At 64.5% G+C, this 13,876-nt stretch carries 16 protein-coding genes and 1 tRNA gene; 5 read left to right on the top strand and 12 right to left on the bottom strand.

Going from position 1 to position 13,876, the window contains the following annotated elements; all coding sequences use genetic code 11:
* Positions 1 to 175: 175 nt before the first annotated feature.
* The 4 genes from OOZ63_RS20855 to OOZ63_RS20840 form a co-directional block, all read right to left on the bottom strand.
* A tRNA-Ser gene (locus OOZ63_RS20855) sits at positions 176 to 263 on the bottom strand.
* A 91-nt stretch (positions 264 to 354) separates the two neighbouring features.
* On the bottom strand, positions 355 to 1,650 hold the full coding sequence (gene serS, locus OOZ63_RS20850) for a serine--tRNA ligase (protein WP_266007533.1): 1,296 nt from the start codon (positions 1,648 to 1,650) through the stop codon (positions 355 to 357).
* A gap of 83 nt (positions 1,651 to 1,733) precedes the next feature.
* Entirely contained in the window at positions 1,734 to 2,708 is a 975-nt protein-coding gene (gene ispH, locus OOZ63_RS20845) for a 4-hydroxy-3-methylbut-2-enyl diphosphate reductase (protein WP_266007532.1), read from the bottom strand.
* Complete coding sequence (locus tag OOZ63_RS20840) at positions 2,708 to 3,151, bottom strand: FKBP-type peptidyl-prolyl cis-trans isomerase (RefSeq protein ID WP_266007531.1); 444 nt, start codon at positions 3,149 to 3,151, stop codon at positions 2,708 to 2,710. Before OOZ63_RS20840 ends, ispH begins: the two co-directional genes overlap by 1 nt.
* A 59-nt stretch (positions 3,152 to 3,210) precedes the next feature.
* Between OOZ63_RS20840 and radC the strand changes: the two genes are divergently transcribed.
* Positions 3,211 to 3,885: a RadC family protein gene (radC, locus tag OOZ63_RS20835; RefSeq protein WP_266007530.1), complete on the top strand. Its 675-nt coding sequence runs from the start codon at positions 3,211 to 3,213 to the stop codon at positions 3,883 to 3,885.
* Positions 3,885 to 4,532: a Smr/MutS family protein gene (locus OOZ63_RS20830; protein ID WP_266007529.1), complete on the top strand. Its 648-nt coding sequence runs from the start codon at positions 3,885 to 3,887 to the stop codon at positions 4,530 to 4,532. The genes radC and OOZ63_RS20830 overlap by 1 nt, the downstream gene beginning before the upstream one ends.
* A gap of 47 nt (positions 4,533 to 4,579) precedes the next feature.
* On the opposite strand, the gene OOZ63_RS20825 is transcribed toward OOZ63_RS20830, so the two are convergent.
* Genes OOZ63_RS20825 through OOZ63_RS20815 form a run of 3 tightly spaced genes read right to left on the bottom strand, consistent with a single transcriptional unit; the run spans position 4,580 to position 6,505 of the window.
* Positions 4,580 to 4,972 (bottom strand): group II truncated hemoglobin, encoded by a 393-nt coding sequence (locus tag OOZ63_RS20825; protein WP_266007528.1) that lies wholly within the window; start codon positions 4,970 to 4,972, stop codon positions 4,580 to 4,582.
* Between the two features lie 7 nt (positions 4,973 to 4,979).
* The gene (locus tag OOZ63_RS20820) at positions 4,980 to 5,783 is read right to left on the bottom strand and encodes a MinD/ParA family protein (protein WP_266007527.1); all 804 of its coding nucleotides are present in this window, start codon (positions 5,781 to 5,783) and stop codon (positions 4,980 to 4,982) included.
* Entirely contained in the window at positions 5,780 to 6,505 is a 726-nt protein-coding gene (locus OOZ63_RS20815) for a GGDEF domain-containing protein (RefSeq protein ID WP_266007526.1), read from the bottom strand. Before OOZ63_RS20815 ends, OOZ63_RS20820 begins: the two co-directional genes overlap by 4 nt.
* A gap of 175 nt (positions 6,506 to 6,680) precedes the next feature.
* On the opposite strand from OOZ63_RS20815, the gene OOZ63_RS20810 reads away from it, so the two are divergent.
* From OOZ63_RS20810 to OOZ63_RS20800, 3 genes are read left to right on the top strand one after another with little or no spacing between them, the layout of a single operon-like run.
* On the top strand, positions 6,681 to 7,535 hold the full coding sequence (locus OOZ63_RS20810) for a CheR family methyltransferase (RefSeq protein ID WP_416234768.1): 855 nt from the start codon (positions 6,681 to 6,683) through the stop codon (positions 7,533 to 7,535).
* 45 nt (positions 7,536 to 7,580) lie between these two features.
* Positions 7,581 to 8,249, top strand: a complete 669-nt coding sequence (cheD, locus tag OOZ63_RS20805) for a chemoreceptor glutamine deamidase CheD (protein WP_266007524.1) — start codon at positions 7,581 to 7,583, stop codon at positions 8,247 to 8,249.
* 24 nt (positions 8,250 to 8,273) lie between these two features.
* Positions 8,274 to 9,368 carry a protein-glutamate methylesterase/protein-glutamine glutaminase gene (locus tag OOZ63_RS20800; protein WP_266007523.1) on the top strand — a complete coding sequence of 365 codons (1,095 nt, stop codon included), beginning with the start codon at positions 8,274 to 8,276 and terminating at the stop codon, positions 9,366 to 9,368.
* Positions 9,369 to 9,380: 12 nt separating this feature from the next.
* On the opposite strand, the gene hemW is transcribed toward OOZ63_RS20800, so the two are convergent.
* From hemW to OOZ63_RS20775, 5 genes are read right to left on the bottom strand one after another with little or no spacing between them, the layout of a single operon-like run.
* Positions 9,381 to 10,583, bottom strand: coding sequence for a radical SAM family heme chaperone HemW (gene hemW, locus OOZ63_RS20795; RefSeq protein WP_266007522.1), 1,203 nt, complete (start codon positions 10,581 to 10,583; stop codon positions 9,381 to 9,383).
* A gap of 4 nt (positions 10,584 to 10,587) precedes the next feature.
* Complete coding sequence (gene rdgB / locus OOZ63_RS20790) at positions 10,588 to 11,196, bottom strand: RdgB/HAM1 family non-canonical purine NTP pyrophosphatase (RefSeq protein ID WP_266007521.1); 609 nt, start codon at positions 11,194 to 11,196, stop codon at positions 10,588 to 10,590.
* Positions 11,193 to 11,930 (bottom strand): ribonuclease PH, encoded by a 738-nt coding sequence (gene rph, locus OOZ63_RS20785; RefSeq protein ID WP_266007520.1) that lies wholly within the window; start codon positions 11,928 to 11,930, stop codon positions 11,193 to 11,195. Before rph ends, rdgB begins: the two co-directional genes overlap by 4 nt.
* A 17-nt stretch (positions 11,931 to 11,947) precedes the next feature.
* Positions 11,948 to 12,880, bottom strand: a complete 933-nt coding sequence (locus OOZ63_RS20780; RefSeq protein ID WP_266007519.1) for a PP2C family protein-serine/threonine phosphatase — start codon at positions 12,878 to 12,880, stop codon at positions 11,948 to 11,950.
* Positions 12,877 to 13,845 carry a serine/threonine protein kinase gene (locus OOZ63_RS20775; RefSeq protein WP_137942250.1) on the bottom strand — a complete coding sequence of 323 codons (969 nt, stop codon included), beginning with the start codon at positions 13,843 to 13,845 and terminating at the stop codon, positions 12,877 to 12,879. The genes OOZ63_RS20780 and OOZ63_RS20775 overlap by 4 nt, the downstream gene beginning before the upstream one ends.
* Positions 13,846 to 13,876: the final 31 nt, after the last annotated feature.

The following is a 13,876-nucleotide window of genomic DNA, read 5'->3' as shown; positions in this document are numbered from 1 at the left end:
TCGCTCCACGCTTCCTCCCCACATTCGGTCGCCCTCGTGCAGTTGCGCTTCGCTTCGTTCGCTGTGATCAACTTACGGCGGGACTTGCACCCGCAAGAGTGCGCTCATGCTGAGCGCACAAAGCAAAAAGCCAACCCTCGCGGATTGGCTCTTGCATGATTCACCAGGTGAATCTTGGAGGAGAGGGGGGGATTCGAACCCCCGAGACGTTTCCGTCCGCCTGATTTCGAGTCAGGTACATTCAACCACTCTGCCACCTCTCCGAATTCTGGTGCCCCAGCAAGTTTGGCTTGCTGCGAGTTGAGCCCGCTAGTATAGCGGACTTTTTTCGGTTTCCAAGTCTTCGCTGGCTTTTTAGCCGCGCAAGACCTCTGCGCCGCCGAGATAGGGGCGCAGCACTTCGGGCACCGTGACGCTGCCGTCGGCGTTCTGATAGTTCTCCAGCACGGCCACCAAGGTGCGGCCGACCGCCAGACCGGAGCCATTGAGCGTGTGCACCAATTCGTTCTTGCCCTGGGCATTCTTGAATCGGGCCTGCATGCGGCGTGCCTGGAAACCTTCGCAGTTCGAGCAGGAGCTGATTTCGCGGTAAGTATTCTGCGCCGGCACCCAAACCTCGAGGTCATAGGTCTTGGTCGAGCCAAAGCCCATATCGCCGGTGCACAGGGTCAGCACGCGATAGGGCAGGCCGAGCTTCTGCAGGATGGCCTCGGCATGGCCGACCATCTCTTCCAGTGCCTCGTAGCTCTTGTCCGGATGAGTGATCTGCACCATCTCAACCTTGTCGAACTGATGCTGACGGATCAAACCGCGGGTATCGCGCCCAGCGCTACCTGCCTCAGAGCGGAAGCAAGGGCTGTGTGCGGTCAGCTTGATCGGCAGCACGGCCTCGTCCAGCACTTGCTCGCGCACGGTGTTCGTCAGTGAGATCTCCGAGGTCGAAATCAGGTACTGCTCAGCGGCCTCCTCGTCACCGCCACGTAGCACCCAGAACATGTCCTCTTTGAACTTGGGCAGCTGGCCCGTACCTTCCAGCACCTCGCGGTTGACGATATAGGGCGTGTAGCACTCGGTGTAACCGTGCGCCTCGGTCTGCGTGTCGAGCATGAACTGCGCCAGCGCGCGATGCAGCTTGGCGACCTTGCCGCGCATGAAGGTGAAGCGCGAGCCGCTGAGCTTGGCGCCCGTCTCGAAGTCCAGGCCCAACGCCGCGCCCAGGTCCACATGATCCTTGAGCTCGAAGTCGAAGGTCCGGGGAGTACCCCAGCGGCGCACCTCGACGTTACCGCTTTCGTCGCTGCCCACTGGCACGCTCTCATGCGGCAGATTGGGCACGCTCATCAGCATGGTGTTGAGCTCCTGCTGGATCGCGTCCAGGCGCTCGGCACCGGCCTTCAGCTCGTCGCCGATGCCGCCGACCTCTGCCATCACGGCCGAGGCGTCTTCGCCCTTGCCCTTGAGCATGCCGATCTGCTTGGACAGGCTGTTGCGACGGGCCTGCAATTCCTCGGTGCGCATCTGCAGGCTGCGGCGCGAGGTCTCCAGCGCCTGATAGCGCTCGACATCGAGAAAGGCTTGCGGGCTCTTGCGAGTGTTCAGGCGCGAGACCACGGCGTCGAGGTCTTTGCGCAGCAGGGTGATGTCCAGCATGGGATGTCCTTGGTGTTCGTTCGATTCTATGAAAGCAAAACGGCGCCTCGTGCAGGCGCCGCGTCATGCGATAGGCGCCCGCTTCAAGATCGGGAGGAGCTGTGTTCGGCCATCGACTTGTCGCCCAGGCCCAGCGGCAGCGGGAAGCGCACATGCTCTTCGACGCCGGGCAGGCTGCGCACAGTGGTAGCGCCGAGGGCGCGCAGCCGAGTGATAACCGCCTGAACCAGCACATCGGGGGCCGAGGCACCGGCCGTCAGGCCCACGCGCGAGCGCCCCTCCAGCCATTCGGGCCGAAGATCCTCGGCCGCATCGACCATATAGCCAGGCGTGCCCAGTCGCTCGGCCAGCTCGCGCAGACGATTGCTGTTGGAGCTGGTCGGGCTGCCGACCACGATTACCACATCGACCTGGGGCGCCAGCACCTTGACAGCATCCTGGCGATTCTGCGTCGCGTAGCAGATGTCCTGCTTCTTCGGTTCGCGCACCTGCGGAAAGTGTCTTTTGACCGCCGCCAAAATCTCGGCTGCATCGTCGACGCTCAAGGTCGTCTGGGTCACGACCGCAAGCCTGCTCGGATCCTTGACCCGGACATGGGGCACGTCGCCAGCCTCCTCAACCAGGTAGATGCCATCGCTAAGCTGGCCCATCGTGCCCTCCACCTCGGGATGCCCCTTGTGGCCAATCATGATGAACTCGTAGCCCTCGCGATGGAGCTTGGCCACCTCGACATGGACCTTGGTCACCAGCGGACAGGTCGCGTCAAAGACCTGAAAGCCGCGCTGGGCCGCCTCCTGGCGCACCGCCTGGCTGACGCCGTGGGCGCTAAATACCAGGGTGGCGCCGGGCGGCACCTCAGCCAAGTCCTCGATGAAGATTGCGCCGCGTGACTTCAGGTCGTTGACCACATAGGTGTTGTGAACGATCTCGTGGCGCACATAAATCGGCGAACCGAACTTGACGAGCGCGCGCTCGACGATCTCGATGGCCCGGTCGACGCCGGCGCAGAAGCCGCGCGGTTCGGCAAGGATCACTTCCTGGGGTTCGATCGGGCTCATCACAGTACTCCGATCACGTGGACTTCAAAGCTCACCGGCTTGCCGGCCAGCGGGTGGTTGAAATCGAACAGAAGCCAGTCCTCGCCCAGCTCCCGCACCACGCCCCCATAGCCGCCGCGTCCGTCGGGTGTCGGGAACTGGACCACGTCGCCGACGCTGTACTCCTCGTCCGGATCGCCCAACTCGCGCATCAGGCTGCGCTTGATGCGCTGCAGCAGCTCGGGATTGCGCTCGCCAAAAGCCTCACCCGGCGCCAGCTCAAACTGGGTGCGTGTACCTTCGGGCAGGCCGATCAAGCGTGCCTCGATGGCTGGCGCGAGCTCGCCGGTCCCCAGCGACAAAGTGGCGGGCTTGTCGTCAAAGGTGTTGATCAGGTCGCCGCCATCGGGCCCTGCGAGGCGGTAATGCAGGGTCAGAAAGGATCCGGCTTGGATAAGGTTCATGGCACATTGTTCGATAGACTCGCCGGATTTTAAGGCCCCGCGCCTGCGCCCTGCCCGCCATGCCGCTCAACCACCTGCCACCCGATGCGCGACCACGCGAAAAGTTGCTCGCGCGCGGCCCCCAGGCGCTGGCCGATGCTGAGCTGCTGGCCCTGCTCTTGCGCACCGGCATCCAGGGTCTGCCAGTGCTGCTGCTGGCCCAGCAGCTGCTCGACAATTTCGGTGGCTTCAGCGGCCTCTTGCATGCAGGCGCGGGCGATCTGGCGCGCGTCAAAGGCCTGGGCCCGGCCAAGCGCGCCGAAATCGCCGCCGTGCTGGAGATCGCGCGCCGTTCGCTGTTGCAGGAGCTGGCACAGCGGCCGGTGTTCGACGCCCCCGAGGCCGTCAGGCAGTACCTGCGACTCAAGCTCGCGCCCCTGGGCCATGAGGTATTCGCGGTGCTGTTCCTCGATGCCCAGCACCGTCTGATTGCGATGGAGGAGATGTTTCGCGGCAGCCTGACCCAGACCAGTGTGTACCCGCGCGAGGTCGTCAAGCGCGGCTTGGACCTGGGCGCGGCCGCCGTGATCCTGGCTCATAACCACCCCTCCGGCGTGGCCGAGCCCTCGCGCGCCGACGAGCTGATGACTCAGGGGCTGAGCTCGGCGCTGGCGCTGGTGGACATGCGGGTGCTGGACCATTTCGTGGTGGGCAGCGCTGACGTGATCTCAATGGCCGAGCGAGGCTTGCTGTGATGAACGGCAAGTCGCTGCGCAGCCTGCAGGATCTCAAAAGCCTGCAGCAAGAGCTTGCACTGGCACGTCGGCTGGCTGAGGAACGCGCCGAACGTGCGGCCGCGCAGGCGCGGCTGCTGGACCAGGAACGGCGCATCTTCGAGCTAACGGTCGGCGAGGTAACCGCACTCAAGCCCAAGCAGTTGCGCGTACTGCACGAACGCCAGCCCCCTGCCCCGGAGCCGCTGCAGCGCGAGGCCGACGAGCGGCTGGCGCTGCAGCAGGCGCTGTCGGACGACTTCGATGTCGACACCCTGCTGGAAACCGACGAGACCCTGTCCTTTCGCCGCCCAGAGATCAGCACCGAGGTGGTGCGCAAGCTGCGCCGCGGCCATTGGGCGCTGCAGGCGCAGATCGATCTGCATGGCCTGCGCCGCGATCAGGCGCGCGAGGCTCTGGGCGGCTTTGTGCACGAGAGTGCGCGGCGCGGCCTGCGCTGCGTGCGCGTGGTCCACGGCAAGGGTAATGGCTCGCCGGGCCGCGAGCCGGTACTCAAGGCCAAGGTCAGGCGCTGGCTGGTACAGAAGCAGGAGGTGCTGGCCTTTGTGCAGGCGCGGGCCAGCGACGGCGGTAGCGGGGCTCTGATGGTGCTGCTCAGCGGCAGTTAGGGATAGGGCGTCGCCTTGAGGGGCCGGCGGCGTACCCGCTCGATGGCTCACACATTGCGCATCCAATCGGCCGTACCCATGAAGGACTCGGTCAGGCGCTGCTGCAATGCAGGATCAAGTTCGCACTCGGTCATGGCCTGCGCCATGCAGGCCACCCATTGATCGCGCTCGGCAATGCCAATCCGGAACGGCATGTGGCGGGCACGCAGGCGCGGGTGACCGAAGCGCTCGATGTAGTGGTCTGGCCCGCCCAGCCAGCCGCATAAAAACCAGAAAAGCTTGTCACGCGCGTTATCCAAGCCGCCCGGATGCGCCAGACGCAACTGCGCATAGCCGGGCTCCAAGTCCATCAAGTCATAGAAGCGGTCGACCAGGCGGCGCACCGCCGCCTCGCCGCCGACCCACGCAAAGGCCGTGGCCGGAGTGTTGTTGGAGTCCATCGAGCCGTCAGCCGAGCAGTTTCAGCGCAAGCGCCTTGATGCCCTGGGCCGCCTCGCTGCCCGGAAAATGCTCGAGCAGCAATTGGCGCTTGAGCACCGCCTGACGAACAGAGGCATCGTTCCTGACCTCGCCTTGCAACTCCAGCTTGAAACTCTGCCCGGGGATGGCGGCGACAAAGCGCTGGAGCACCTGCTGCAACTGGCCGCAAATCATCTTACCCTCGCCGGCGCGCGAGGCCTGGTTGACGACCAGGCCTACATGGCGGCGGTCCTGCTGGGTCGCCAGCACCTTGATAGTCGCGTAGGCGTCGGTCAGCGAGGTCGGTTCGGGCGTCGCCACCACGAGCACATCGCTAGCCAGCGATACGGCAAACAGCACCACATCCGAGATGCCGGCCCCGGTGTCCAGCAGCACCCAGTCAAAGCGCGGCTTGACCAGCTCGACGATATGCAAGAGCTTGTCGCGTACCTCGGGTGTCAGCCGCGAGTATTCGACCATGCCCGAGCCGGCAAGCAGCACCGAGAAGCCGCCGGGCGCCGGCAGGATGGCCTGGTCGAGCGTTGCCTTGTCGGTGAAGACATCGTGCAGGGTTAGCTTGGGGTGCAGGTTCAGCACCACATCCAGATTGGCCAGACCCAGGTCGGCGTCCAGCACCAGTACCTTTTGGCCGCGGGCTGCCAGTGCGGCCGCCAAATTGGCCGTGACAAATGTCTTGCCCACGCCTCCCTTGCCGCTTGTGACGGCCAGCGTACGGGCACCCGGGCGCAGCCTCGCGCCGGACGGGTTTGCAGCAGGTGTTGTTGTATTCATTCACTATCCTGTTGCGTTACAGCGAACAACATGCCTTTTTCCTCGGCACTGACCAAGGAGTCGGTTTGCGGCTCCAGGCAGGCGCGGTTGCGGCCTTCGGCCTTGGCGCGGTAGAGCTGGCGATCGGCCCGCTCAATCCAAAGCAGGGACGAGGAGCGCACCCATTGCGGTGCGAAAGCACCGCCCAGGCTGACCGTGACCTGCAGCATCTGACCCGATGCCACTTCGACTTTCTGCTCGGCCACGCGCTCGCGCAGCCGCTCAGCCACGGTTGCGCCATAGGTGCTGGGGCAGTTAGGCAGGATGATGGCGAACTCCTCGCCGCCGACCCGTGCCACGGTATCCATTGGCCGCACCGTCTGCGCGATGCTGCGTGCCACTGCCTGAATCACCATATCGCCGGCGACATGGCCGTAACTGTCGTTGACAGCCTTGAAATGATCGATATCCACCATCAATAGCAGCGCCGGCTCGCCCGAACGGGCTACCCGATCGACCTCGCGAGAAAGCGACATCTCGAAGCTGCGGCGATTGACCAGGCCAGTCAGCGCGTCCTTGCTGGAGAGATCGCACAGCGCGTCCAGCAGCCCTTGCAGCCATTCGGCGCCGTAGGGCTCGGCCTCAGGCAGCAAGGCGCCGGCCTGCTGCAGCAGCTGCAAGGCAAGGTCCAACTGCAGATCTCGAGCATTGATCAGCGAAGGGGGGTGTAGGCTTGAGTCCAAGAGGCTCCCGAAGGTGTGGCGGCAGTCTAGCAGGCGGGTTATCCCGAACAGACGCGGAAATAGTGAGGGGTTCACCCAGCTGTTCACACTATCTTGGGCATTGACCACCACAGACACTGACAGCGGATGCAAAATCTATCCAGCGTGCACGGTGCGCACAAAACCAATGACAACCATGGCCGCTTCACCCAACAACGCCTCCCCCACCGAAGCCATCGACCATGAGTTCAATTTCAGCCGCGCTGACTTTGACCGGGTGCGTCAGCTGATTTATAAGCACGCCGGCATCAGCTTGCACGACGGCAAGCATGCGATGGTCTACAGCCGGCTCTCGCGCCGGCTGCGCGATACCGGTCACCGCAGCTTCGCCAGCTATCTGCAGTGGTTGGAGGCCGCTACCGGCCCGCAGGCTGACCAGGAATGGCAGGAGTTCGTCAACTGCCTGACCACCAACCTGACCTCCTTCTTCCGCGAGGACCATCACTTCCATGCGCTTGCCGAGGACTTGAAGCCGCTGGCCGGCAAGCCGCTGCGCATCTGGTGCTGCGCCGCCTCGACCGGCGAAGAGCCCTACTCGATCGCGATCAGCTGCAGCGAAGCGCTGGGCAGCAGCGCCTCGGTGCAGATCGTCGCCAGCGATATCGACACCAATGTGCTGAACACCGCGCGGCGCGGCGTCTACAACGCAGACGCCCGCGGCCTGTCGCCGCAGCGTCTGAAGAACTTCTTTATGCGTGGCACCGGTGCCAACGAGGGCCGCATTCGAGTCAAGCCCGAGCTGCAAAAGTGGATCGAGTTCCGCAGCTTGAATCTGATGGACCAACAATGGTCGCTGGGTGACCCCTTCCAGATCGTATTCTGCCGAAATGTGATGATCTATTTCGATGCGCCCACGCAGCGCAAAGTGCTGGAGCGCATCCACCGTGTCATGAAACCCCATGGCCTGCTGTTCGTCGGCCATTCCGAGAATTTCACCGAATCGCGCGACCTTTTCCGGCTGCGTGGCAAGACGATCTACGAAAAGGTCTGAGCGCCCCGCCTCTCAAGAACTCCCCACCCTGGCCGATAAAGAATGATGAGCACGCCCCAGACCCAATCCGGCAACGCCGGTGTGATCTCCAGCGGTGCAGGAGCGGCGCGCGTGGCGCAACTGAAGGCGCAGACGCGCAAGCAGGGCGAAGCGTCGTTCTTTTTCTACGACGCCCATTTCAAGAATGCGGCGGTCAAGATCCTGCCCGGCGAGTATTTCGTCGACAACGAAGACATCTTGGTGATGACAACCCTGGGCTCCTGCATCGCCGCCTGCCTATGGGATCGGCACGCGATGGTGGGCGGCATGAATCACTTCATGCTGCCCGAGGGCGCCGGCGACTCGGGTCGCTACGGCTCGTTCGCGATGGAGCTGCTGATCAACGAGATGATGAAGCGCGGTGCGGCCAAAAGCCGGATGGAAGCCAAGATCTTTGGCGGCGGCGCTGTGATTGCCGGCATGAATACCATCAATGTCGGCGAGCGCAACACCAATTTCGTGATCGACTATCTGAAGACTGAGCGCATCCCCATCGTCTCCAAGGACGTGATGGACGTCTACCCGCGCAAGGTCTGTTTCCTGCCGCACAGCGGCAAGGCCATGGTCAAGCGCCTGGCCCCCACCAATACCGATGCGTTGGTCCAGCAAGACCGCGCCGCTGCCCAGAAGGCTCAGCCGGTGGTCGCCACAGGCGGCTCCGTCGATCTGTTCTGAGCCTGCGACCCCGAGGAGAAGTAAATGGCCAAGACCAAAGTGGTGGTGGTGGATGATTCAGCGCTGGTGCGCTCCATCCTCACCGAAATTATCAATCGCCAGCCGGATATGGAATGCATCGGCGCCGCCGCCGACCCGCTGGTTGCGCGCGAGATGATCCGAAACCTGAACCCGGACGTCATTACGCTCGATGTCGAGATGCCCAAGATGGACGGGCTCGACTTCCTTCAGCGGCTGATGCGCTTGCGGCCGATGCCGGTCGTGATGGTGTCGACGCTGACCGAGCGCGGCGCCGAGGTCACGATGAAGGCACTGGAGCTCGGGGCAGTGGACTTTGTCGCCAAGCCCAAGATCGGTGTAGCCGATGGTATCCGCCAGTTGGCCGACGACATCACCGACAAGATACGAATCGCCTCCAAAGCCCACATCCGCAGGGCGCCGGCCGCCGCAGCGCCGACAGCCGGCGGCGCGCCAGCGGCACCGGCCAAGCCGGTGACGATGGCCAGCCTGGGCCGCATGTCGACCGAGAAGATCATCTTCATCGGCGCCTCCACCGGCGGCACCGAGGCGACCAAGGACGTCTTGATCAATCTGCCGGCTGACTGCCCGGCCGTCGTGATCACCCAACACATGCCGCCGGGCTTCACGAAGAGCTATGCGGCGCGGCTGGACGGCTTGTGCCGCATCCGCGTCAAGGAAGCGCAGGACGGCGAGCGTATCCTGCCCGGCCATGGCTATATCGCGCCGGGTGGCTTCCATCTGAGCGTCGAGCGCTCGGGCGCCAACTACATCGCCCGCGTGCAAGACGGCGAGCCAGTGAACCGGCATAAGCCCTCGGTCGAGGTGCTCTTTCACTCGGCGGCGCGCGTGGTGGGGCCGAACGCGCTGGGCGTGATGCTGACCGGCATGGGCGCCGACGGCGCCAAGGCGATGAAGGTTATGAAGGACGCCGGCTCCTACAACTTCGTGCAGGACGAGGCCACCTGCGTAGTGTTCGGCATGCCGCGCGAGGCGATCGCCGCCGGTGCGGCCGACGAGGTTCTCCCGCTGCAGCAGATCGCCCCTCGCCTCATCGAGCGCCTGCGCAGCACCTCGGGCATGTCGCTGAACCGGGTTTGACCGACGCGGCGCTCAGGCGTCGAGGAACAGCGACTGCAGATCGCTCAAGAAATCGAAGCCGTGTGCGGTCGGCGTCAGCCGTGCCGGATCGGCTTCAAGCAGGCCTTTGGCGCGCGCTTGTTCCACCGCCTTGGCGATGCTGGACGGCGGCAGGCCGGTGCGCTCCAGGTACTGCGCCAGCGGCACACCTTCGCGCAAGCGCAGCGCATTGAGCATGAACTCGAAGGGCAGCTCGCGGCGTCCGACCTCGTTCTCATTCGACACCGCGTGGCCCTCGGCAGCCTTTGCCATATAGCTGGCCGGCTCGCGCCAGCGCACCTGGCGCAACACGCGGTGCGGGAAGCTGAGCTTGCTGTGCGCGCCGGCACCGATCCCCAAGTAGTCGCCGAATTGCCAGTAGTTCAGGTTGTGGCCGCAACGGTGCGTCGGCTTTGCATAGGCTGAAACCTCGTAGCGGTCCATGCCCAGCGCGCCGGTGCGCGCCGTGATCAGGTCCAGCATCTCGCTGGCCAGATCGGGGTCGGGCAGCTGCTCGGGCGGCCGCGTCGCGAACACGGTGTTCGGCTCTATCGTCAGGTGGTAGACCGACAGATGGGGCGGCGCATAAGCCAGCGCGGTATCGAGTTCGAGCGCCAGCTCGTCCAGGCTCTGGCCCGGCAGCGCGTACATCAGATCGATATTGAAGGTCTCGAAGCAGCCGGCCGCCTCGGCGATCGCGGCCTTGGCCTGAGCCGCGTTGTGTACGCGGCCCAAGGCCTTCAGCTTCGCATCGTCAAAGCTCTGCACACCGATCGACAGCCGCGTCACGCCGGCCTCGCGAAAGCCCTTGAAGCGGTCGCGCTCAAACGTGCCGGGGTTGGCCTCCAAGGTAATCTCGCAGCCGGGCTCCAGCGGCAGACGGGCGCGCAGGTCCGAGATCAACTCGGCGATCTGATCGGGCGCGAACAGGCTCGGTGTGCCGCCACCGATGAAGATACTGACGACCGGGCGACCCCAGATCAGCGGCAGCGCCGCCTCGAGATCGACACGCAGAGCCGCCAGATACTCGCGCGCCGTCTCGGCCGGCAACTCCTTGCCGCCCTGCCATTCATGCGAATTGAAATCGCAGTAAGGGCATTTGCGCAGGCACCAGGGCAGGTGCACGTAAAGCGACAGCGGCGGCAAGGCGACCAGGCTCAGAGTGCCCGGACGCATCAGCTTGATCACATCGGCCATCGCATCAGCCCAGGTGCCAGGTCTCGCGCATCTGCAGCGCCAAGTCGGCGGCGGCCAGGGCCCGGTGGCTCAGCGCGTTCTTCTGCGCAGCGCTGAGCTGTGCGACGCTGCGGCCCAGCGAGGGGATGAAGAGCAGCGGGTCATAACCGAAACCGCCCTCACCGCTCAGCGCCTGCAAGACCTGCCCCTGCCAACGTCCCATCGCGATCAGCGGCTCTGGGTCCTGCGCCGATCGCACCGCGACCAGCGCGCAGACAAAGCGGGCAGCGCGCTGCTCAACGCCGGCCAGTTTTTCCAGCAGCACGGCGTTGTTCTCAGCATCGCTCTTGGGCCGTCCGAACAGCGTCGCATAGCGGGCCGAAAGCACACCTGGTGCACCACCCAGGGCCTCGACCGCCAGGCCCGAGTCGTCGGCCAGCGCCGGCAGGCCGCTGAGCTTGGCCGCATGGCGGGCCTTGGTCAGCGCGTTCTCGACAAAGCTGTCGAAGGGCTCCTCGGCTTCCGGGATACCGAGGCTGCCCTGCGTGACGAGCTCGACGCCCAATGGAGCGAACAGTGCCTGCAGCTCGGCGAGCTTCTTGGCGTTGTTAGACGCCAGCACGATCTTGCTCATGCCGTCAGCGCCGCCTTCTGCGCGGCCAGCAACTCGCGGATGCCTTTCTCGGCCAGGTCGAGCAAGGCATCCATCTGTGCGCGGGTGAAGGCCACGCCCTCAGCCGTGCCCTGCAGCTCGACAAAGCCGCCGGCACCGGTCATCACGACATTCATGTCGGTGTCGCAGCTCGAATCCTCGGTGTACTCAAGGTCCAGCAGCGGCCGGCCGTCAAGCATGCCCACCGAGATCGCCGCCACCGCATCCTTGATCGGCGAGTTGCTGATCTTGCCCTGGGCAATCAGCCAGCTGACCGCGTCATGGGCGGCGACATAGGCGCCAGTAATCGCGGCGGTGCGGGTGCCGCCATCGGCCTGGATCACATCGCAGTCCAGCGAGATGGTGCGCTCACCGAGCAGCTTCAGATCGAACACGCAGCGCAGCGAGCGGCCAATCAGGCGCTGGATCTCCTGGGTGCGGCCGCTTTGTTTGCCGCGTGCGGCCTCGCGGTCGCCACGGGTATGGGTGGCGCGCGGCAGCATCCCGTACTCGGCCGTGACCCAACCCTCGCCGGAGCCGCGCTTGTGCGGCGGAACCTTTTCTTCGACCGAGGCGGTGCACAGCACCTTGGTCTCGCCGAATTCAACCAGCACCGAGCCCTCGGCATAGCGGGTGTAGTGGCGCGTCAGGCGCACCGGGCGCAGCGCATCGGCCGCGCGTCCGGCGGGGCGCAGCGCGTCATTGATCTTGCTCATCGAAAATCCTTCAGTCTCTACTTTTGCTTGGATGCGCCGCGCTGCCGGGCCTGGGCAATGGCCTCGTTGATCTCGCGCACAGAACGGTCGATCTCGGCCTCGTCCAGCTCGCCGTGCTTGCGCTCTTGCGCTTGCATGGCGGCGGCCGCGGCCTGAATCGTCGACGCGAAGCCCTCTTCGCCGAGGTCCTGGGTGGAGATGGCGCCCTCGGGCTCATCCTCGCCCTCCCATTCGACGGCCAGTGCGGTGACATTGTCGCAGCGCGGGCCACCATTGCGCAGCGCCTGCTCGACCAGCTCGGGCACCGCATCGGCAATCGGCAGTGCGGCCAGCTGCGTCACCAGCTCCGGGTCGCCCACCGTACCCCACAGACCGTCGGAGCACAGCAGCAGCCTATCCCCCGGCTCCAGCGCCAGCGGCCCGCTGATGTCTACCATCGGCTTGCCCGGGCTGCCCAGGCACGTGAACAGCACATTGCGATTGAAACGCTCGGCCCCACTCGCGCTACGGCCCAGCGCCTCCTGCAGCTCGGAATAGGAGTGGTCGCGGGTGCGGGCGATCAGATGGCCGGCGCGCACCATATAGAGCCGCGAGTCGCCGCAATGCGCCCAGAACACATAGCCGCCCTGCAGTACACAGGCGACCACCGTGGTGCGCGGCGTGTCGCCCAGGTTTTTGTCGGCACCATAGCGCAGCAGGGTCTGATGCGCGATCAGCACCGCGTCTTCCAGAAATCGTGCCGGATCGGCCAGGGTCGGCTTGGCATCGCGCTGGAACATCGCCGCCAAGGTCTGCAAGGTGATCTGCGCGGCCACCTCACCCTCAGGGTGCCCACCCATGCCGTCGGCCAACGCAAACAGCCCTGCCTCGCGGGTGTAGCAGTAGCCCATGCGGTCTTCGTTTTTCTCCCGGCCGCCGCGTCGGCTGACCTGGTAGATGCCAAATCTCACGCTTTTGCCCCGGTCTTGAGATTCTCGAGTTGCAGCTTCAGGCGTTCACTGAAGCTCAGTTTGGTGTAACGCCTCTCGGTCTCACGGGCCAGTTCTTTCTGCAGCGCAAACACGCTTTGCGGTCGCGACAAGGGGTCCAGCGACATGCACCACTCCGTCACCTCGATCAGGTTGTCGGAATAGACATTGCGCAGACGCGACAGGCTGAGCGCCAGCCGGTCCTTCTCCAGTCGCTGCGGCGCGTCGTTGGGCGGATAGCCCTGCATGCCGGCATAGATGCAGGCGCCGATCGCATAGATATCGGTCCACGGGCCCAGCGAGCCATCACGACGGTACATCTCGGGCGCGGCGAAGCCGGGCGTGTACATCGGGCGGATGAAATTGCCTTCCTTGCTCAGCACCTCGCGCGCGGCGCCGAAATCCAGCAGCACTGCCTTGTTGTCGTTGGTGATGAAGATATTGGCCGGCTTGATGTCCAAGTGCAGCATCTTGTGCTGATGGACAATGCGCAGACCGCGCAGGATCTCGTCGTAGAGACTGCGTATGGTCGACTCGCGGAACACCTTGTCGCGCTTGAGGTCGCGGGCCGTAACAATGAAGTCCTGCAAGGTGTCGCCCTGCAGGTAGTTCATGACCATGTAGACGGTTTCGTTCTCGCGCAGAAAGTTCAGCACCGAAACCACGCTCGGATGCGAGATCTGCGCGAGCGAGCGGCCTTCCTCGAAGAAGCTTCGCAAGCCGAGGCGGTACAGCGGCTGCTTCTCAGGCTTGACGCGCGGCGTCAGTTCTCCGGGCGAGCGCTCGGCCAGGCTGGAAGGCAGGTATTCCTTCAGGGCAACGAGGTGGTGCTCGGGGTCTTCGGCCAGATAGACAACACCGAATCCGCCTGCTGCCAGCTTCTTGATGATCTGGTAGCCCCCTACCACCGTACCCGCAGGCAAGGGCGCCGGTTTCGGCTTTGACATAATCGCGTTTTGATAGCTACACCGATTGCGA

Origin of the sequence: Paucibacter sp. PLA-PC-4 (assembly GCF_026241155.1) — a bacterium.
Lineage (GTDB): Bacteria > Pseudomonadota > Gammaproteobacteria > Burkholderiales > Burkholderiaceae_C > Roseateles_E.
Note: the sequence above shows the minus strand (reverse complement) of the source record. Positions and strands in the feature narration are given on the sequence as shown.